The 19456-nt window shown below is 57.9% G+C and carries 19 protein-coding genes; 14 read left to right on the forward strand and 5 right to left on the reverse strand.

The window, feature by feature from the left end:
- Positions 1 to 3: 3 nt before the first annotated feature.
- Both betA and AB1A64_RS11165 read left to right on the forward strand, forming a co-directional pair.
- Positions 4 to 1662, forward strand: coding sequence for a choline dehydrogenase (gene betA, locus AB1A64_RS11160; RefSeq protein WP_366551473.1), 1659 nt, complete (start codon positions 4 to 6; stop codon positions 1660 to 1662).
- 79 nt (positions 1663 to 1741) lie between these two features.
- Positions 1742 to 1981, forward strand: coding sequence for a YdcH family protein (locus AB1A64_RS11165; RefSeq protein WP_058280170.1), 240 nt, complete (start codon positions 1742 to 1744; stop codon positions 1979 to 1981).
- A 74-nt stretch (positions 1982 to 2055) separates the two neighbouring features.
- Here AB1A64_RS11165 and AB1A64_RS11170 read toward each other — a convergent pair whose 3' ends face one another.
- Together AB1A64_RS11170 and AB1A64_RS11175 are read right to left on the reverse strand one after the other, a co-directional pair.
- Entirely contained in the window at positions 2056 to 3456 is a 1401-nt protein-coding gene (locus tag AB1A64_RS11170) for a short-chain fatty acyl-CoA regulator family protein (RefSeq protein WP_366551474.1), read from the reverse strand.
- 65 nt (positions 3457 to 3521) lie between these two features.
- A complete protein-coding gene (locus tag AB1A64_RS11175) occupies positions 3522 to 4727 on the reverse strand; it encodes a multidrug effflux MFS transporter (RefSeq protein WP_366551475.1) in 1206 nt (401 codons plus the stop codon).
- A gap of 183 nt (positions 4728 to 4910) precedes the next feature.
- Here AB1A64_RS11175 and AB1A64_RS11180 point away from each other — a divergent pair, with 183 nt between their 5' ends.
- The 4 genes from AB1A64_RS11180 (at position 4911) to AB1A64_RS11195 (ending at position 7513) form a co-directional block, all read left to right on the forward strand.
- On the forward strand, positions 4911 to 6443 hold the full coding sequence (locus tag AB1A64_RS11180) for an acyl-CoA carboxylase subunit beta (RefSeq protein WP_366551476.1): 1533 nt from the start codon (positions 4911 to 4913) through the stop codon (positions 6441 to 6443).
- A 100-nt stretch (positions 6444 to 6543) separates the two neighbouring features.
- On the forward strand, positions 6544 to 7026 hold the full coding sequence (locus AB1A64_RS11185) for a DUF6497 family protein (RefSeq protein ID WP_366551477.1): 483 nt from the start codon (positions 6544 to 6546) through the stop codon (positions 7024 to 7026).
- A gap of 2 nt (positions 7027 to 7028) precedes the next feature.
- A complete protein-coding gene (locus AB1A64_RS11190) occupies positions 7029 to 7166 on the forward strand; it encodes a hypothetical protein (protein ID WP_366551478.1) in 138 nt (45 codons plus the stop codon).
- Complete coding sequence (locus AB1A64_RS11195) at positions 7160 to 7513, forward strand: hypothetical protein (protein WP_170347980.1); 354 nt, start codon at positions 7160 to 7162, stop codon at positions 7511 to 7513. Before AB1A64_RS11190 ends, AB1A64_RS11195 begins: the two co-directional genes overlap by 7 nt.
- A gap of 87 nt (positions 7514 to 7600) precedes the next feature.
- Here AB1A64_RS11195 and AB1A64_RS11200 read toward each other — a convergent pair whose 3' ends face one another.
- Positions 7601 to 8764, reverse strand: a complete 1164-nt coding sequence (locus AB1A64_RS11200) for a DcaP family trimeric outer membrane transporter (protein ID WP_366551479.1) — start codon at positions 8762 to 8764, stop codon at positions 7601 to 7603.
- A 650-nt stretch (positions 8765 to 9414) separates the two neighbouring features.
- Here AB1A64_RS11200 and AB1A64_RS11205 point away from each other — a divergent pair.
- Positions 9415 to 9618: a hypothetical protein gene (locus AB1A64_RS11205; RefSeq protein ID WP_170347982.1), complete on the forward strand. Its 204-nt coding sequence runs from the start codon at positions 9415 to 9417 to the stop codon at positions 9616 to 9618.
- A gap of 114 nt (positions 9619 to 9732) precedes the next feature.
- Entirely contained in the window at positions 9733 to 11778 is a 2046-nt protein-coding gene (locus tag AB1A64_RS11210) for an acetyl/propionyl/methylcrotonyl-CoA carboxylase subunit alpha (RefSeq protein WP_366551480.1), read from the forward strand.
- 76 nt (positions 11779 to 11854) lie between these two features.
- Here the strand turns inward: AB1A64_RS11210 and AB1A64_RS11215 are convergent, their stop codons facing one another.
- The gene (locus AB1A64_RS11215; RefSeq protein WP_366551481.1) at positions 11855 to 12301 is read right to left on the reverse strand and encodes a DUF4174 domain-containing protein; all 447 of its coding nucleotides are present in this window, start codon (positions 12299 to 12301) and stop codon (positions 11855 to 11857) included.
- 168 nt (positions 12302 to 12469) lie between these two features.
- On the opposite strand from AB1A64_RS11215, the gene scpA reads away from it, so the two are divergent.
- The 6 genes from scpA (at position 12470) to AB1A64_RS11245 (ending at position 17909) form a co-directional block, all read left to right on the forward strand.
- Complete coding sequence (gene scpA, locus AB1A64_RS11220; RefSeq protein WP_366551482.1) at positions 12470 to 14596, forward strand: methylmalonyl-CoA mutase; 2127 nt, start codon at positions 12470 to 12472, stop codon at positions 14594 to 14596.
- A 107-nt stretch (positions 14597 to 14703) separates the two neighbouring features.
- Complete coding sequence (locus AB1A64_RS11225) at positions 14704 to 15306, forward strand: VOC family protein (RefSeq protein ID WP_366551483.1); 603 nt, start codon at positions 14704 to 14706, stop codon at positions 15304 to 15306.
- On the forward strand, positions 15303 to 15827 hold the full coding sequence (locus AB1A64_RS11230) for an N-acetyltransferase family protein (RefSeq protein ID WP_366551484.1): 525 nt from the start codon (positions 15303 to 15305) through the stop codon (positions 15825 to 15827). Before AB1A64_RS11225 ends, AB1A64_RS11230 begins: the two co-directional genes overlap by 4 nt.
- 9 nt (positions 15828 to 15836) lie before the next feature.
- On the forward strand, positions 15837 to 16517 hold the full coding sequence (locus tag AB1A64_RS11235) for a molecular chaperone DjiA (RefSeq protein WP_366551485.1): 681 nt from the start codon (positions 15837 to 15839) through the stop codon (positions 16515 to 16517).
- 4 nt (positions 16518 to 16521) lie between these two features.
- Complete coding sequence (locus AB1A64_RS11240; RefSeq protein ID WP_366551486.1) at positions 16522 to 17499, forward strand: endonuclease/exonuclease/phosphatase family protein; 978 nt, start codon at positions 16522 to 16524, stop codon at positions 17497 to 17499.
- Positions 17500 to 17537: 38 nt separating this feature from the next.
- Positions 17538 to 17909 carry a hypothetical protein gene (locus AB1A64_RS11245; RefSeq protein WP_366551487.1) on the forward strand — a complete coding sequence of 124 codons (372 nt, stop codon included), beginning with the start codon at positions 17538 to 17540 and terminating at the stop codon, positions 17907 to 17909.
- Here AB1A64_RS11245 and AB1A64_RS11250 read toward each other — a convergent pair.
- The gene (locus AB1A64_RS11250; protein ID WP_366551629.1) at positions 17906 to 19450 is read right to left on the reverse strand and encodes a Ppx/GppA family phosphatase; all 1545 of its coding nucleotides are present in this window, start codon (positions 19448 to 19450) and stop codon (positions 17906 to 17908) included. The two genes, AB1A64_RS11245 and AB1A64_RS11250, sit on opposite strands and share 4 nt — an antisense overlap.
- Between the last annotated feature and the right edge of the window lie 6 nt (positions 19451 to 19456).

The raw sequence follows: 19456 nt of genomic DNA on the forward strand, positions 1-19456 counted from the left end.
GTAATGGAAGCAGATTTCGTCATCGTTGGCGCAGGATCCGCAGGATGCGCGATGGCTTATCGCCTGAGCGAGGCTGGGGCCTCGGTTCTGGTGATCGAACATGGCGGCACCGATGCCGGACCGTTCATCCAGATGCCCGCGGCGCTGAGCTATCCGATGAATATGTCGCGCTATGACTGGGGCTATCATTCCGAACCTGAGCCGCACCTGAACAACCGCCGTCTGGCCTGTCCGCGCGGCAAGGTGATCGGTGGGTCATCCTCGATCAACGGCATGGTTTATGTGCGCGGTCATGCGCGCGACTTTGACACCTGGGCCGAGATGGGGGCTGATGGCTGGTCCTATTCGGATGTGCTGCCCTATTACAAGCGTATGGAGACCTGGCATGACGGCGGCCATGGTGGAGATCCTAAATGGCGCGGCACTGATGGGCCGCTGCATGTTTCGCGCGGCCCCCGTGAGAATCCGCTGTTTCAGGCCTTTGTCGATGCTGGTCAGCAAGCCGGCTATGAAGTCACCGGCGACTACAACGGCGAAAAGCAGGAAGGCTTTGGCCCGATGGAGCAAACCGTCTGGAAAGGGCGGCGCTGGTCGGCGGCGAATGCTTATCTGAAGCCTTCGCTCAATCGTGAAAACTGCGATATTGTGCGCGGGCTGGCCGCGCGCGTGGTGATGGAAAACGGCCGTGCGACGGGTGTTGAGCTGGTGCGCGGCGGCAAAAAGGAAATCATCCGTGCGCGGCGCGAGGTGGTACTGGCCGCATCCTCGATCAACTCGCCCAAGCTGCTGATGTTGTCGGGCATTGGTCCGGCGGCACATCTGGCTGAACATGGGATCGAAGTTGTTGCTGATCGCCCCGGTGTGGGTACGAATTTGCAGGACCATCTGGAGCTTTATATCCAACAGGCTTCGCTGCAGCCGATCACGCTGTACAAGCATTGGAACCTGATCAGCAAGGGTTTGATCGGGGCGCAGTGGCTGTTTACCAAAACCGGCCTTGGCGCGTCGAACCAGTTCGAAAGCGCGGCCTTCATCCGGTCGAACCCCGGTGTCGAATACCCGGACATTCAGTATCACTTCCTGCCCATTGCTGTCCGGTATGACGGGCAGGCGGCGGCCGAAGGGCATGGCTTTCAAGCGCATGTGGGGCCGATGCGCTCGCCTTCGCGTGGGGCAGTCACGCTGCGCTCCGCCAAGCCCGAGGATGCGCCGGTAATCCGCTTCAACTACATGAGCCACGAAAAGGATTGGGGGGATTTCCGCAAATGTATCCGCCTGACCCGCGAGATTTTCGGGCAGGATGCGTTCAAACCCTATGCGGGCAAAGAGATCCAGCCGGGTGCGGAATTTCAGACGGACGAGGAATTGAACGGTTTCATCGCCGAGCATGCCGAAAGCGCCTATCACCCCTGCGGCACTTGCCGAATGGGCCGCGCCGACGACAAGAACGCAGTTGTAGACCCGCAGGGCCGCGTGATCGGAGTGGACGGTTTACGTGTGGCCGACAGCTCGATCTTTCCGCAAATCACCAACGGCAACCTTAACGCGCCGTCGATCATGGTGGGTGAAAAAATGTCAGATCACCTGCTGGGTAAAGACGCCCTGCCAAAGGCCAATGATCGCCCTTGGGTTCATCCGGCATGGGCAACAGCGCAGCGGTGATTTGATCCGCGTCAAAGCGGGGTGTGGAAAAGGCGTATAGACCTGAATCGCAACGACATATTTTTAGGAGCGAACAGGAATGTCCCACACCCCGCATGAACTGGCCGAAGAGTTTCCGGACAAGATCGAGCTGATGAGCCAGCTCAAGCAATCGGATGCACATTTCGCCCGGCTGGCGGATGAGTATCACGAGATCAACCGCATCGTGCATCGGGCTGAAACCAACATCGAACCCGTCGAAGATCTGACTGAGGGTGAAATGCGCAAGAAGCGCGCGGCGCTCAAGGATGAGATCTGGGCGATCTTGTCGAAAGCCTAAACCTCAAGGCGGGGGCGCTGCCCCCGTCGCGGCAGGCCGCGACTCCCCCGAAGTATTTTCAGGCCAGGTGAAGATCAGGTGACTTCGTAGGGAAGGGTGCCACGGGTATGCGCGTCGATGGACAGGCGGCGTTCCAGCGGCGGGACCGAGCGTTGGTGGCAGGTTTGTCGCTCGCAGATGCGGCAGGAAATGCCGATGGGCTCGTAGGCGCTGGCGTTATTGATGTCGAGGTTGTCGGCATAGACCAGCGCCTCGGCATGGCGGACTTCGCAGCCAAGCGCGATGGCATAACGGCGCACCGGCGCGCCGTAAGAGCCGCCCGATTTCGAAACATCCCGCGCCAGTGAGATATAGCGCACTCCATCTGGCGTTTCCGCCAGTTGCCGCAGGAAATGGCCGGGCGTTTCAAAAGCACGGTGGACATTCCACAGGGGGCAGGCACCGCCAAAACGTGCAAATTGCAGGCGGGTGGCCGAATGGCGTTTGGTGATCGTACCAGCCTGATCAACGCGGACAAAGAAAAACGGGATGCCCTTAGCGCCGGGGCGTTGCAGTGTAGAAAGCCGGTGTGCCACTTGTTCGATTGATGCGCCGAACCGGTTGCTGAGCAGTTCCAGATCGTGGCGATAATCCTGCGCTGCGGTCAGAAAGGCGTCGTAGGGCATCAACGACGCCCCGGCGAAATAGTTGGCCAAACCGATCTTGGCGATGGAGCGGGCTTCCTCGCTTTGGAACTTTGCGAAGTCCAATGTCGCCTCAAGCAACTTATCTTGACTAATCAGCGCCACCTGCAGCAGTAACTGGAACACCTGCGTTTGCGGTGCAATGCGTGATGAAAGCTGTAGTGTCTTGCTGTCAGCGTCGTATTTTCGTGTTTCGGGGATATCGACAAATTGCACCCGAATGCCGCGCTCACCAAAACTGTTGATCGCTTCGGCCCTTATGCCGTCAGCCTTACCAGCGCGGGTCGAAAAATGTTCGGCCGCGCGGTCGACCGCGTCGATGTAGTTGTCGCAATAATGGAAAAAGTCGCGCACCTCTTCCCAGGGGCTGGCCTGAATCTGCGCGTCTTCGCGACCCAAGGCTTCGTCCAGCGAGGCGAGCCGTTCATGGGTTTGGCGATAGGTGCGGTGCAGTGCAATGAACGCACGCGCCAGTGCAGGGGCGTTCGAGGCCGTCAGGCGCAGATCGGCCAGTGGCGGTATGGCGTCATCGAAAATCGGGTCGGCCAAAGCCTCGCGCATGTCCGAGACCAGACGCTCGCTGTCGCCGGTGCTCAGCTCGGTCACGTCCATGCCGAATTCCTGTGCCAGAGCCAGAACAACCGTGGTCGAGATCGGCCGGTTGTTGTTCTCCATCTGGTTCAAATAGGGCAAAGAGACGCCTAGCTTGGTGGAGAATTCCTTTTGCGTCAGAGTCAGGCGCGTGCGCATTTCGCGCAGTTTCGCACCGGCATATAGCTTTTGAGTGGCCATGGCGTTTCTTTGCAACTTTTCCGTTGTGGCAAGCTAACTTTGCAAACCACGCGGTGCAAGCTGTGTTACAGGCCCAGTTGCCTCTCGCGTCGGATGACGGACGCAATCGCACAGATCGCCAGCGCCGAGGTTGCCAGCATGAGCCAAAGCAGGGGCATGGCGCCGGTTTCATGGGTCAGCAACGTCCCGGCCAGGGCGCTGAGGCCCGCACCACCGCCCAGCATGATCGCGCCGCTGAGACCCGAGGCGGTGGCGGCCAGATGTGGACGCACCGACAGCGCACCAGAGGTGGCGTTGGGGATCGTCATGCCGTTGCCAAGGCCCACAAAGGTCATGAGGCCAAAGAAGGAGAGCGCGGTGCCAAAATCTGCTAGAAATAGGATGGCCGACAGGGCAACGCCCATCGCGTTTAGCCAACACCCCCAATAAACCATTCGGTTCACGCCGAACCTCACCGAATACCGACCGCTGAGAAAATTGCCGACGAAATACCCGACTGCTGGTGCGCCGAAATAGATGCCGACCTGCGCGGCGCTGAGGCCGAACAACTCCGTACCAATGAAAGGCGCACCGCCCAGATAGGCAAAAAACGCGCCCGAAGACAGAGCAGAGGACAAGGAATAGCCCCAGAACCGAGGTGAGCGCAGCAGCTCTGGATATTCCCGGAATTGCTGTACCAGCGTTTTACCGCTTTTGGCGGAGGTTTCCCCAAAGTCGACAAAGGTCAAGGCCAGCGTCAAAGCACCCAGACCGAAAGGCAGCCAGAAATTGGCTTTCCATCCAAAGCTTTCCTCAAGCAGGCCGCCGATGGCAGGGCCGATCATTGGCACGATGGCCATGCCCATCGTCACGTAGCCAATCATCGAGGCCGCCTGATCCTGATCATACAGATCCCGGACGGCTGCGCGGCTCAGCACCATGCCGACCACTACAACGGCCTGGCACATTCGAAAGGCTAGAAAAACCTCGGCCGTGGGCGCATAGATGCAGCCCAGTGTGGCGATCAGAAACAGCGCCAACCCCCACAGCAAAACCGGGCGACGCCCAGCTTTATCCGCAATCGGGCCGATCAGTATCTGAAGCACCGCATTGACGAGCAAGTACAGCGCGATGGACAGTTGCATGACCTTGTAGTCGGTCTGAAAATGCAGCGCCATATTTGGGAGGCTGGGCAAGAACAGGTTCAGGCTGAGGGCGGACAGCCCCGACAGCAAAACCAGCGTAAAAATGGTGGGTGGCGACCGACGCGCCATAGGGGAACTAAACTGCATGGTTCACATGTATAGTGACCGTTTCAGGGAATGCTATCCAAGACCGTGTTTCAGTATGAAACTTAGCAATTTTACAGTTTTCCGTAACTTTGTTTCCAGAAGTTTGCAAATTTGCCGAAATATGCTTTGGCTGCGGCGCCTGTGCGTATAGTGTCCGCCCAAATTTCACAGGGAATTAGCGCCATGAAAGACATCCTGACTGAGCTTGAAGACCGCCGCAACGACGCCCGTCTTGGGGGTGGGCAAAAGCGTATCGACGCGCAGCACGGCCGCGGTAAGTTGACAGCACGCGAGCGGATCGAACTGTTGTTGGATGAGGGCAGTTTCGAAGAGTTCGACATGTTCGTCAACCATCGTTGCACTGACTTTGGGATGGAAAATCAAAAGCCTGCGGGTGATGGTGTGGTCACCGGCTGGGGCACAGTCAATGGCCGCATGGTCTATGTGTTCAGCCAGGATTTCACCGTGTTTGGTGGTTCGCTGTCGGAAACCCATGCGCAGAAGATTTGCAAGATCATGGATATGGCGATCCAAAACGGCGCGCCTGTAATAGGAATCAACGACTCAGGTGGTGCGCGAATCCAAGAAGGCGTGGCTTCGCTGGCCGGTTATGCCGAAGTGTTTCAGCGTAATATCATGGCCTCGGGCGTCGTTCCTCAGATCAGCGTGATCATGGGGCCATGTGCGGGCGGTGCGGTTTACAGCCCGGCGATGACCGACTTTATCTTTATGGTCAAAGACACTTCGTACATGTTTGTGACCGGCCCCGACGTGGTGAAAACCGTGACAAACGAGGTTGTCACCGCCGAGGAACTGGGCGGTGCGTCGACACATACCAAGAAATCCTCGGTCGCCGATGGCGCGTTTGAAAACGACGTCGAAGCACTGGCCGAGGTGCGCCGCCTGGTCGATTTCCTGCCGCTGAACAACCAAGAGAAACCGCCCGTTCGTCCGTTCTTTGACAGCCCCGAACGGGTTGAAAGCTCGCTGGATACTCTGATCCCGGACAACCCCAACACGCCTTACGACATGAAAGAGCTGATCACCAAGGTGGCGGATGAGGGCGATTTCTACGAAATTCAGGAAGATTACGCCAAGAACATCATCACCGGTTTCATCCGGTTGGAAGGGCAGACTGTGGGTGTCGTGGCGAACCAGCCGATGGTTTTGGCCGGATGTCTGGATATCGACAGCTCGCGTAAGGCAGCGCGGTTCGTGCGGTTCTGCGACTGTTTCGAAATCCCGATTCTGACGCTGGTGGACGTGCCAGGCTTCCTGCCGGGGACGTCGCAGGAATATGGCGGGGTGATCAAGCACGGCGCCAAGCTGCTGTTTGCTTACGGTGAGGCGACGGTTCCAAAGGTCACCGTGATTACTCGCAAAGCCTATGGTGGCGCCTACGATGTTATGGCCTCCAAGCACCTGCGCGGCGATTTCAACTATGCCTGGCCCACAGCTGAAATCGCGGTGATGGGTGCCAAGGGCGCGACTGAGATCATCCACCGTGCCGATCTGGGCGATGCCGAAAAGATCGCGCAGCACACGCAGGATTACGAAGACCGCTTTGCCAATCCCTTTGTTGCGGCTGAACGCGGTTTCATCGACGAGGTGATCATGCCGCAATCCACCCGCCGGCGCGTGTCGCGCGCGTTTGCCAGCCTGCGTAACAAGCAGCTGAAAAACCCGTGGAAAAAGCACGACAACATTCCGCTGTAATAGACTGCGCTGAGTGATCTGCCCTTTGCAGAATGCTCCTTGGGCGGGTCATAGCAAGGGTAACTGTCGGTATGTTTGACTTTGAGGCCAAAGCTGTTAGATGAGACGTCTTACCAGATACAAACACGCGCTGGCCGAAAGCCATGCGCGCGCGATCCCGGAGAGAGGAGCCCACTTGTGGGTCTGGGATCGCGCTTTTGTACTGGCGTTTCTGGCATGGACCTCCCCTGCAATCGCTCAATCCGAAAACCTGTTGCCTGTCCCCTCTGGTCAGCCGGTGCATCTGAGCGACGTGCTGCTGGACAACAACCCGGGCGAGCTGTGGGTCAGGTTCCGTTTTATTGCGCCCAAGATCGGATCGGACGTTGGAAGGATCGGGTATGATGTGGCCTCGGTGGACATGGAACATCTGTGTCAAACCCTTGCGGTGGCTTATGTCGCGAAATACGAGCTTGATCCGGCGCGGGTCGTGATATCGCTTTCTGATCGACCCCTTGAATTCGGGCGATCTTCACCTGATGCAACTCAGTACTTTGAAGCCTACCGGCTGGAGCAATCCCAATGTATCTGGGAGGGGCTCTGACCATGAAACCCCGTATTCACCACGTCCGAGCGTTCCTGATCACCATAGCGGCTTTGGAGGTGCGCGAAATGATCCTGTCTGCACTCGGGTACAAGTTTGTTTCCCGGAATATATCGAACAACGAGGTGCTGGCATGCTGAAGCACCGCGGATTCCCCGGACGTCTGGCCGGAACTGATTTTCAGTTCACCATTCGCCGTGCCAATCCCAAGGGCGTAACCCCGATTGCCCGGCGCGAGCGGTTCCGTGACCGCAAACCCGCTGATCGCCGTGCGGACGCGGCGTTTATGGAAGCGCTGTGGCAGAATTTCGGAGACCAGCCGTTTGAGCGTGGCAACTTGGACGCCGGTCGCCTAAGCTGGTTGTTCGAGCGTGAGGTGATCGCGGCCGAAGATCCGTTCGATCCGGCCAGCTATGATGCGCTGCTGGTGATTGATGTGGACGCGGCGCGCATGTCGTTCCCCGATATCTTCGACGGGATACGCTGATCCGTGCAACCCGCTGTCGCGCATATCCATTCGGGGGAAACTTCGGAAAAAACCCTGCCCAGGATCGGGCAGGGTGGATTTGTGTGCCTAGAAATTCAGCTGGGCCGCGAATTGAACACGGTCCGAGTCAAATGTCCGGCCTGTAGACGCGTCGTTGCGTTCGCCAAAGAAATATTCGGCGCTGAACGTCAGGTCGTCGGTTGCCTTGTAGAAGGCATTGACGTGGATTGTCTCAAGCTCGGTAAAGGCCAGAGTTCCGGTCGAGGTGGGCAGGTCGTAATCTTCTTCGCCATAGGCAATGCCGACATTCCACTTTTCGCTAATTTGCTGCCGGAATTCGACGGTAAAGCCGTCAACGTCGTTGGCCTCTCCACCGACGATGGCGTCCCCGAAGCCGATCAGATATGGGCCAAGCGCTTCGCCGTCGACGTAGTTGACCTGAAACAGACCTCCTTCCCAGGGACGGATACCAGCGGACAGAGTAAAGCCGGTTTGATCAACCTCGACATCACCGGATTGTGCCCTGCCGTACAAGGCCGAGGCACGGGCGATGTATTTCCCGTCGTTATATTCCGCCGACGCCGTCAGAACCGGATCATCGGAATTCGAAGCGCCGACATTTTCTTCAACCGAAAGGGCAAAGGTTGCGTTGCCGCCAATCTTATTCGTAAAGCGTACCTGCGGAACACGTGCGAAGGGGATACCAACGGGGCCGTTGAATTCCACAGAGGTCGGGTAGGTATCCAGCGGCTGGAAGTTGGTCCAGTACTGACCGATCAACCAGTGGTCACCGATTGTGATGTTGGCGTGTCTCAGACGCAATTCGGCCGGTCCGTCCGTACCACCCGAGAAAAGATCCAGTTCCAGCTGACCACCGATATCGCCCAACGCACTTGGCGTCGTCGTGCGCAATCCGACTCGAGATTGGCGAACCGTGGCGCCAAAGGTTCCGTCCGTGGCAAATTGGGGTTCCCCAATCCGCGACGTGTCGGCCAAATCGCCAAGTTCAAAATCCGTGTCGTAGAAAAAGTCGGCCTTGACGTAGCCGTAGAGGTCCAAGGTCGTGTTTCCGATCCTCAGGTCTCCGTCTCCGCCACCAGAGCCGGTATTTGCGGTCTCCAGCGCCTCGACGCGGGCGCGCAGCGCATCCAGTTCGGCCTGGGTTCCGGCATCTTGAGCGAGCGCGAGCGTGCCCGTGACGCTAAGCGCAGAGGCAGCAAGCAAGAGTACCTTTTTTCTATTTGTAATCATGCAGTTGATTCCTTGTGTGCGAGTGTGCCCACGCAAAATTTCACGCAAACGTCATTGGGGGAAATCACGAGAACGGCAAAGAAAGCGCCGTTTTCCTCAAGCAAAATTGTGCAAAGAGCCGGTATTTTTCACAGTAAGGTGAACAGATCGGTTAACCGTGCGTTCACAAAGACTTTTTCACGCGGAATCCGCGAACTGAAACGTGATGTTGCACGTGCAGAAAACTGCCTCGGAAGCGCGAATTGTAACGGAAGTGTGACTGATTCAGAGGATGGCGTTTTCCAGTCTGGACGACCCGATGTCGGCACGATTTTGCGCGGGAATTCGCCTTATGGGCGAATTCTGGCCGGAAATTTGGTTGGAAACAATACTTTGTTTGCGGCCTCAATTGCGCCGTGCAATGTGAGCGGGCCGTGCGGCTCTACTTTGCCTGCGCCGCACAAGCACCTACTATTCCGTACCCCTTCCTTCCGCGGGCAGGTTTGTGAAACCCACAAAATCCTGCCCGCGTTTTTCTTTGCGCACAATGCAGGCGTAATGCGGCATAAATCTGCGCAAAACATCCATTTCCAGCGCTTGTTATTGAATAACAGCGCTTGGTTCCGGCATCTGCGCCCCAATGCATCAAGAAAGCTAAAGGGGCAGAACACATGCGAATCTCAAAATTCTTCCTGGCCGTTGCGACCTGCGCGGGTCTTGCTGCCTGCGGCGACTCATTCGGTGAACAGGCGCTGCTTGGCGGCGGCGCAGGGGCACTGGGTTCGGCGGTCATCGGAGCGGATCCGTTTGTCGGCGCAGCAGTCGGGGCTGCGGGCAACGTGCTGTACTGCAAAACACAGAAGAACTGTTACTAACCTAGAATTCGGGGCGTCCGTCGCTCCGGCTGCCATTGCGCATCACGCCGTCGCAGGGTTTACGCCCTGCGGCGGCGTTTTGCGTTTCCAGAACATCAAGACAAAGGACGTTCCATGTTCAACAAGATCCTGATCGCCAACCGGGGTGAGATCGCCTGCCGGGTCATCAAGACTGCACGCAAGATGGGTATCGGCACAGTTGCCATATACTCGGACGCGGACAGACAAGCGTTGCATGTGTCGATGGCGGATGAGGCCGTACACATCGGCCCGCCGCCCGCGAACCAGTCCTATATCGTGATTGACAAGGTGATGGATGCCATCCGCCAAAGCGGCGCGCAGGCGGTGCATCCGGGTTATGGTTTCCTGTCGGAAAACGCCAAATTCGCCGAGGCATTGGATGCCGAAGGCGTGGCATTCGTGGGCCCCCCGGTTGGTGCGATTGAAAGCATGGGTGACAAGATCACCTCGAAGAAGATCGCGCAGGATGCGGGTGTTTCGACTGTTCCCGGTTATATGGGCCTGATCGAAAACGCGGATGAGGCGGTGAAGATTTCGAACGAAATCGGTTATCCGGTCATGATCAAGGCCAGCGCCGGTGGTGGTGGTAAAGGCATGCGGATCGCGTGGAACGACGAAGAAGCGCGCGAGGGGTTCCAGTCCTCAAAGAACGAGGCCGCGAATTCGTTTGGCGATGACCGGATTTTCATCGAGAAATTTGTGACCCAGCCGCGCCATATCGAGATTCAGGTACTGTGCGACAGCCACGGTAACGGGATTTATCTGGGAGAACGCGAATGCTCGATCCAGCGCCGCAACCAGAAAGTGGTGGAAGAAGCCCCGTCGCCCTTCCTTGATCCTGAAACCCGCAAAGCAATGGGCGAACAAGCTGTCGCTCTGGCCAAGGCTGTGAACTACGCCAGCGCGGGTACGGTGGAATTCATCGTGGATGGTGACAAGAATTTCTACTTCCTCGAAATGAACACGCGTCTGCAAGTGGAACACCCAGTGACCGAGCTGATCACCGGCGTCGATCTGGTTGAACAGATGATCCGCGTTGCGGCGGGTGAGCCACTTTCGATAACTCAGGACGATGTGACCCTGACCGGCTGGGCCATCGAAAACCGTCTGTATGCCGAGGACCCGTATCGCAACTTCCTGCCGTCGATTGGCCGCCTGACCCGCTATCGTCCGCCACAGGAAACCGCCGCCGGCCCTATGTTGGTCAATGGCAAGTGGCAAGGCGACGCGCCCAATAGTGAGGCCGCCGTGCGCAACGATACCGGCGTCTATGAGGGCGGTGAAATCAGCATGTATTACGACCCGATGATCGCCAAGCTGTGCACCTGGGCTCCGACCCGTGAAGCTGCAATTGAGGCGATGCGTGTAGCGCTGGACAGTTTTGAGGTCGAAGGTATCGGTCACAACTTGCCGTTCCTATCGGCGGTGATGGATCATCCGAAATTCATCAGCGGTGATATGACAACGGCCTTCATCGCAGAAGAATATCCCGACGGTTTCGAAGGTGTAACATTGCCCGAGGCTGACTTGCGTCGCATCGCGGCCTCATGCGCGGCGATGCATCGCGTTGCCGAGATTCGCCGCACCCGCGTTTCGGGCCGCATGGACAATCACGAGCGTAAGGTCGGAACTGATTGGACCGTCACCCTGCAAGGTCAGGATTTCGAACTTGCCATTGAGGCGGATCATGACGGGTCAACGGTTACGTTCACCGACGGTGCGGTTATGCGCGTTGCATCAGATTGGACACCCGGCGATCAGCTTGCGTTGCTGGACGTAGACGGCTCGCCGCTTGTTCTGAAGGTTGGAAAAATCTCTGGCGGCTTCCGTATTCGCAATCGTGGTGCTGATCTCAAGGTTCATGTTCGTACGCCCCGCCAGGCAGAACTGGCCAAGCTGATGCCCGAGAAGTTGCCACCTGATACCTCGAAAATGCTGCTGTGCCCGATGCCCGGCCTGATCGTGAAGATCGACGTCGAAATCGGTCAAGAGGTTCAGGAAGGTCAGGCGCTTTGTACGGTCGAGGCGATGAAGATGGAAAACATCCTGCGCGCCGAGAAAAAAGGCGTGGTCGCCAAGATCAACGCAGGCCCCGGCGACAGTCTGGCCGTGGACGACGTGATCATCGAGTTCGAGTGATCATGCCCGCGCGTTCGTCATATATCCAAACGGTCCCGGCGTTTTGCGCCGGGTGCTTTGGTCGTGGCGAATGCGTTCAACCGCCCTGGCGCCGCTCGCGAATCTCGCGTTCGCGCAGGGGGGTTTTGTCTATGGACCGGCCGATTTCACGTACGCTCCATGGGGACGGTTTGCGCAGTTTAACCACGCCGTCCTTGTCGACGAATACCATCTGGAACCCGCGTGGCCGCAGCTGCGACCGGATCGGAGACCGCGCCGAAGGGTCGGTATCGGTCAGCACGACCACATCGCGGTCGCGCATCGCTGCCTCACCTTCGACCAGCATGTCGATCTGTTGCTGGAACCGCGGGTCGGCTGGAGTGTCAGCAAAAACGACAATGGGCCGGTTGACCCACAGAAATTCACTGAGATCGCTGTCACCAGTGGGGCGAACAAAATCGTCTTCCGCAGGTGCAGACCCATCGGCAGCCAAGACAGCCAGCGGGAATAGTGCCGAGAAAACAAGGGCAAACGTTCGTGTCATGGGGCCTCCTGTTGGAACAAATATAGCCTCTGCGCGGACGAATGCGACCGGCGATTTGAACTTGGCGCTCAAAAATTTGCACTTTGCCGCCATCGAAGGGGCAAACCCCAACATCACCACGCGCAGGCAGCGCCCTGCTGTGACCCGAATTGACGAGAGGAATATGCAATGACCGACACAAAAGATTGGCGCGCGCTTGCCGAGAAAGAGCTGCGCGGGCGTCCGTTAGAGGATCTGACGAAAGAGACGCTGGAAGGCATCGAGGTCAAACCGCTTTATACGCAGGACGATACAGCCGATCTGCCCCACATGGGTACTTTGCCCGGTTTTGGTCCGTTCACCCGGGGTGTCAAGGCAACGATGTATGCGGGCCGCCCCTGGACCGTTCGGCAATACGCGGGATTCTCAACGGCCGAAGAATCCAACGCATTTTATCGCAGCAATCTGGCGGCTGGTCAGCAAGGTATTTCGGTCGCCTTCGATCTGGCAACGCACCGTGGATATGACAGCGACCATCCGCGTGTTGTAGGCGACGTCGGCAAGGCCGGTGTGGCCATCGACAGCGTCGAGGACATGAAAACGCTGTTCGACGGCATCCCGCTGGACAAAGTTACCGTTTCCATGACGATGAACGGGGCTGTGATTCCGATCCTGGCCAGCTTTATCGTTGCCGGCGAAGAACAGGGGCACGACAAATCGGTGCTGGCGGGCACCATTCAGAATGACATCCTGAAAGAATTCATGGTGCGCAACACTTATGTGTACCCGCCTGAACCTTCGATCCGGATCATCTCGGATATCATCGCCTATACGTCGAACGAAATGCCCAAGTTCAACTCGATCTCGATCTCCGGCTACCACATGCAGGAAGCGGGCGGGAACCTGGTGCAGGAACTGGCCTATACGCTGGCCGATGGTCGTGAATATGTGCGCACTGCCATCAATGCCGGTCTGGATGTGGACAAGTTCGCAGGGCGGCTGAGCTTTTTCTTCGGCATGGGCATGAATTTCTTTATGGAGATCGCCAAACTTCGGGCGGCGCGTACGTTGTGGCATCGTGTGATGACGGAGTTCGACGCCAAAAACGAGCGTTCGAAAATGTTGCGCACCCACTGCCAAACTTCCGGTGTGTCGTTGCAAGAGCAGGACCCCTACAACAATGTGATCCGTACCGCCTATGAGGCGATGAGCGCCGTTCTGGGCGGGACCCAGTCCCTGCACACCAACGCACTGGACGAGGCGATTGCACTGCCGACCGAATTCTCAGCCCGGATCGCGCGAAACACGCAGTTGATCTTGCAGGAAGAAACCGGTGTGACCGACGTGGTCGATCCGCTGGCGGGATCGTATTACATCGAATCTCTGACCAACGAACTTGTCGAAAAGGCGTGGGCGTTGATGGAAGAGGTCGAGGAAATGGGCGGCATGACCAAGGCTGTCGCCAGCGGCATGCCCAAGCTGCGCATTGAAGAAAGCGCGGCCCGGCGGCAGGCGATGATCGACCGCGGCGACGAAGTGATCGTGGGCGTCAACAAATACCGTAAGGAAAAAGAAGACCCGATCGATATTTTGGACGTCGATAACGTCGTCGTCCGCGAGGCGCAGATCGCAAAACTGAAGAAGATGCGTGAAACGCGTGATGAGGCGGCTTGTCAGTCGGCATTGGAAGAACTGACCCGGCGCGCCAAAGAAGGTGGCAATCTGCTCGAAGCCGCTGTTGAGGCAGCACGCGCACGGGCATCTCTTGGGGAGACCACGATGGCAATGGAAAAAGAATTCGGCCGTCACCGCGCCGAAGTTAAAACTCTGGCCGGTGTCTACGGTGCAGCTTATGAGGGCGACGAAGGGTTTGCCGCCATTCAAGAAGCTATCGAAAAATTCGCCGAAGCTGAAGGCCGTCGACCCCGATTGCTGGTGGTCAAGATGGGCCAGGATGGGCATGACCGGGGTGCGAAAGTAATCGCGACCGCTTTTGCCGATATTGGCTTTGACGTGGACGTTGGACCGTTGTTCCAGACACCTGCCGAAGCCGCGCAGGATGCGGTCGATAACGACGTGCATGTGGTCGGAATTTCTTCGCAAGCCGCGGGTCACAAGACACTGGCACCGCTGTTGGTTGAAGAACTCAAAAAGGCCGGGGCCGAGGATGTCATTGTCATCTGCGGGGGTGTGATTCCGCAGCAGGATTATCAGTACCTTTATGACCACGGCGTGAAGGCGATCTTTGGTCCGGGAACCAATATCCCCGAGGCCGCGCAGGATATCCTGCGTCTGATCCGAGAAGCAAAAGGCTGAGGCCAGCCAAGATTTTTCGCCGAAAAATCTTGTGATTCACCGCCGTTGGCGAAAACATGCGACCAGATCCATCGGGATCTGGTCGTTTTTTGTTGGAGGCAGCGCACGTGTTACTGGATCATTTGGCCGTTGCGGGCGAGACATTGGAAGAAGCCTCGGCCCATATCGAACAAGCATTGGGAATGCCGCTGCAGGCGGGCGGCAAGCATGATGCTTTTGGCACGCATAACCGGCTGCTGGGGCTGCGGGATGGGCTTTACCTCGAGGCCATCGCGATTGATCCGCAGGCTCCAAAACTAAAGCGCACGCGGTGGTTCGATCTGGATCGATTTTCTGGCCAGCCACGCCTGACAAACTGGATATGCCGGGTCTCAGACATACAGGCCGCACTGTCCATATTCCCTGATGGTGTAGGCCAACCAATTGACCTGACTCGAGGCGCACTAAGGTGGCAAATGGCGGTCCCACCCAACGGGCGGTTGCCCTTCGACAACCTGTTTCCTGCGCTCATTCAATGGCACGGCGATCTGCACCCGGCGCGGATGTTGCAAGACAGTGGATGCCGCCTGAGACGTTTGGTGGTCTTTCATCCTGACGCTTTGGATCTGGCGCGGTTGCTGGGTAATTTGGAAACCGTAGTGTTCGATACCGGTCCGGCCGCTTTGAGGGCCGAGTTCGAAACGCCGCATGGCCCCCGCGTGCTGGAATGAAAATACGGCGCGCAAAGGTCGCGGACGCGGCCGCAATCGCGGAAATCACCAACACGATCATCCGTGATACGCTTGTGACCTTCACTACGGATGAGCGCAGCGTTGAAAGCATCGCCAAGGATATCGTTTCTCGTGGGGACGGCTATTGGGTTGCGGGAAAAGGCAAGCAGGTTGTGGGTTTTGCCACCTACGGCCTATACCGTTCCGGACCGGGTTACGCAAAGTGCCGCGAGCTTACGATCCAACTGGCCCCTGATGCGCGGGGGCAGGGGGTTGGGCGGGCATTGATGGCGGCGCTTGAGACCGCCGCTCGGATGGAAGGTGTACATGTGCTGGTGGCCGGGATCTCCTCGGCGAATCCTGGGGCGGTCGCATTCCACGCGGCGCTGGGGTTTAAACAGGTGGGACAGATGCTAGAGGTTGGATTCAAATGGGGCAAACGGCTGGATCTTGTGCTGATGCAGAAAATTATTTCCTCTGATCCACCTGTCGCACCTGACAGTCGCGATTTCGGGCGCTAGGGTGCGCCCATGTCGATCTGGACCCGCATATCCGACGCGCTAAGCGCACTTGCCCAGGGTGAAAGCCTTACGGACGTATTTGAAAAACTGCGCACGCCGCCCGAACGCTCGGTTGCGTTTGCAATTGCCGTGATCGCGCTGGGTGCGAAGATGGCAAAGGCTGACGGGCAGGTCACGCGGGATGAGGTCACCGCCTTTCGCGATGTCTTCCAGATTGCCCGCGATGATGAGGCCGGAGCCGCACGTGTGTTCGACATGGCCCGGACGGATGTTGCCGGCTATCAGGATTATGCCCGTAAGATTGCCCGCATGTTTGCCGATGACAGCACCACGCTGTGCGACCTGATGGAGGGGCTGTTTCACATCGCCATGGCCGACGGGTTCTATCACCCGAACGAGGATGAGTTTCTGGAACAGGTCAGCCGCATTTTCGGTCAGACCGACGCGCAGTTCATGGCCTTGCGCGCCCGCTTTGTGCCAGACGCACCCAATGACCCATACACCGTGTTGGGGGTGCCGCACGACATGCCGCTGCCTGAAATCCGCAAGATCTGGCGGCAGCTTGTGCGTGATACCCATCCCGACGCGATGATGGCCCGCGGTGTGCCCGAAGAAGCCATCCGTCTGGCCGAGAAAAAGATGATCGACATCAATCGCGCCTGGGACGAGATCAACGGCGCACGGGCGTAGGCGAATGCGGTTAGCGACCTACAACATCGAATGGTTCGCCAACCTGTTTGATCGCAATGATAACCTGGTCGTCAATGACCGCTGGTCTGGTCGTCATAACGTCACTAAGGCGCAGCAGGTCGAGGCCATCGCCAAGGTTCTGACGGCAATTGACGCGGATGCAATTTTGATTGTCGAAGCCCCCAATTCCGGGAAATCACAGGACACCATCCGTGCTTTGCAGAACTTTGCCGAGGCGTTTGATCTGCGCACCTCACACGCGGTGATGGGGTTTCCCAACGACACCCATCAAGAGCTGGCGCTGCTTTACGATCCGGATGTGCTGCAGGCGCGGCACGATCCGGTTGCAGGAACCGAGGCGGCGCCCCGGTTCGACGGTGTGTTCCATATCGACCTCGACATCGACGCGACCAAGGATCATGTGCGCTTTTCCAAACCTCCGATGGAACTGGCGGTGCAGACCCGATCCGGGGCGCAGTTTCGCCTGATCGGGGCGCATCTGAAATCAAAGGCCCCGCACGGGGCGGGATCGCGAGATGAAGCGATCCGCATCTCGATCGCGAATCGCCGCAAACAACTGGCGCAGGCCGTGTGGCTGTCCCGGCGGGTCAAAACGCATGTCGAGGCCGAGGAACAGGTCATCCTGCTGGGCGATTTGAACGATGGGCCGGGGCTGGATGAGTTTGAAAACCTGTTTGGCCGATCCTCGGTCGAAATTCTGCTGCAGGCCGGATTGTTTGACCCGCACGCCGCGGGGACGGACGCAGAGCCGTCAACCGCCCGGTTTGCCCGTGAGGGTGGGCTGTATCTTGAGGCACTGCTGGACTACATCATGGTCAGTGAAAACCTGCGCGCCAAACGTCCGGCGTGGTGTATCTGGCACCCTTTCAAAGACGCGGGTCTTCGTGCGTCAGAGGACTTGCATCAGGCCTTGTTGACCGCGTCCGACCACTTCCCCGTTACTCTGGATATCGCGTTGTGACCTTTTATCGACGGAAGGCTCTGCTTATATTCTTTGACATGAAACATCTCATTGCGATCTGCGCGTTATCGGTCGCGCTGACCTTGCCCGCACAGGCCGAGGAAGATACTGGCAAATCCTTGATGGAGCAGGGGGCCGAGCTGTTCTTTGAAGGTTTGCGCAAGGAAATGGAACCCGCGCTGGAGGACCTGCAGGGGCTGGTCAGCCAATTTGGCCCGGCCATGCAGTCATTCTTTGAAGAGATGGGCCCAGCCCTGGCCGAACTGGCGGGTGAGATCGAGGACTGGAGCGCCTATGAAGCGCCCGAGATTCTGCCCAACGGGGATATCATCATCCGCAAAAAGCCTGAGGATCAGCCAGAAGAGCCCGAGCAAATCAAAGAAAAATCCGACGGAGCGACGGAAATCTAACCTCGGATGATTACGTGAACTTCCGACTTTAGGGCATTCGCCAACGAATTCAGGCGCGCTTCGGCCACCTCACTAAATAACGGTTCTCCGGCTTTGGGTAGCCGAAGTTCAAGCTGACGCTTTTTAGGGTAGAACCGCAGCGTGCCCATTTTGGCATCGTGGTGCATCCACAGCATGGCGCCAAAACGCATGGCCTTGCCCAGAATTTCGGCCTGTTTCTGATCCTTCTCGTCCAGCAGTTTATAGAGCGGCTCGAACCGATTGCCCTCGCGCTTATTGCGATATCGGTGTTGCAGGGCGAGGCCGATAAAGACCCGTTCAGAATGTTTCAACCCGCCCAGATTGGCGCGGGTGACATTGTCGAAGCAAATCTCGGCCCGGTAATCAGGATGAGCGCGCCAGCTAACGTCGTGCAGCAGGCAGGCTGCCTTGATCAGGCGCACGCGTGCCTCTGGAGCGGATTTAAACAACGGCATGACGAAGTCAAACAGGTGTTTGCCAAATCCGGGCAGACGGGAATCCTTGGATTCGGAAAAGTAGCTGGCTTCGATCAACGGGTCACGGTCGCGCAGAATCTGCGGCATTTGTTCGTACAGCAACCCTTCGCGGATACCATAGCTTGAGATCGCGATGTCCTTGGGTTTGAAGGTGCGGATCAGCCGCGCCAGAACGTCCATCGCATAGGGGATCAGCGCCATGCGGGAACTGGACACGCCCGCTTGACTGCGCAGGTGATCTGGATCGCCTTTTTCGATGAACTTTATGGTCTCGCGGACCTGTTTTGTGGTCATCCGGTATTCATGCAGCACGTTCAGAGGATAGCCACGGCGCAGCATGTCCAAACGTGCAAAGGCGCGCCAGCTGCCGCCCACCAAAAACAGGCGATCCCGCTGCGGTCCCAACTGGTCCCGCAGCTCCTCCATGGTGGCTTTGATATGGGCCTTGCGCGCGCGCCGCCCGCCCTTGATATCGCGCAGCTTCAATGGCCCAAGGGCCGAAGTCAGACGGTGCCCGACCTGACCGTCGCCAATCTCGGCCAGTTCCATGGATGAACCGCCAATGTCACAGATCAGGCCATAGGCCCCAGGCCAGCCCAGCAACACACCCTGCGCGGACAAGCGCGCCTCTTCGCCGCCATCTATGACCTGAACGGTCAGACCGGTTTCCGAATGAACCTGATCGCAGAAATCCGGTCCATCCCTGGCTTCACGGACAGCCGCAGTTGCGACGACATGAAGGCCCGGTAGGTCCAGATCCTTGGCCAATTGCTGAAATCTGCGCAAAGCGGACAGCGCACGCTTGCGCCCGCGCGGGTTGAGGCACCCGGATTCCGACAGACCCGCGCCCAGCTCGCACATTATCTTTTCATTGTAGAAATAGGCCGGAGACCGCGCGGCCCCGTCAAAGATTACCATCCGGACTGAGTTCGATCCAACGTCGACCACGCCCACCCGCGATAGGGCGCGGGCTTCGGGGTTGTCGAACAAGGGCTTGCCGAACGATCCCCAGTCCGGGATTTTGGCTTCTGCGATCTGATCCATGTCTTT

It is taken from the genome of Ruegeria sp. ANG10 (genome assembly GCF_040705255.1).
GTDB lineage: Bacteria > Pseudomonadota > Alphaproteobacteria > Rhodobacterales > Rhodobacteraceae > Ruegeria.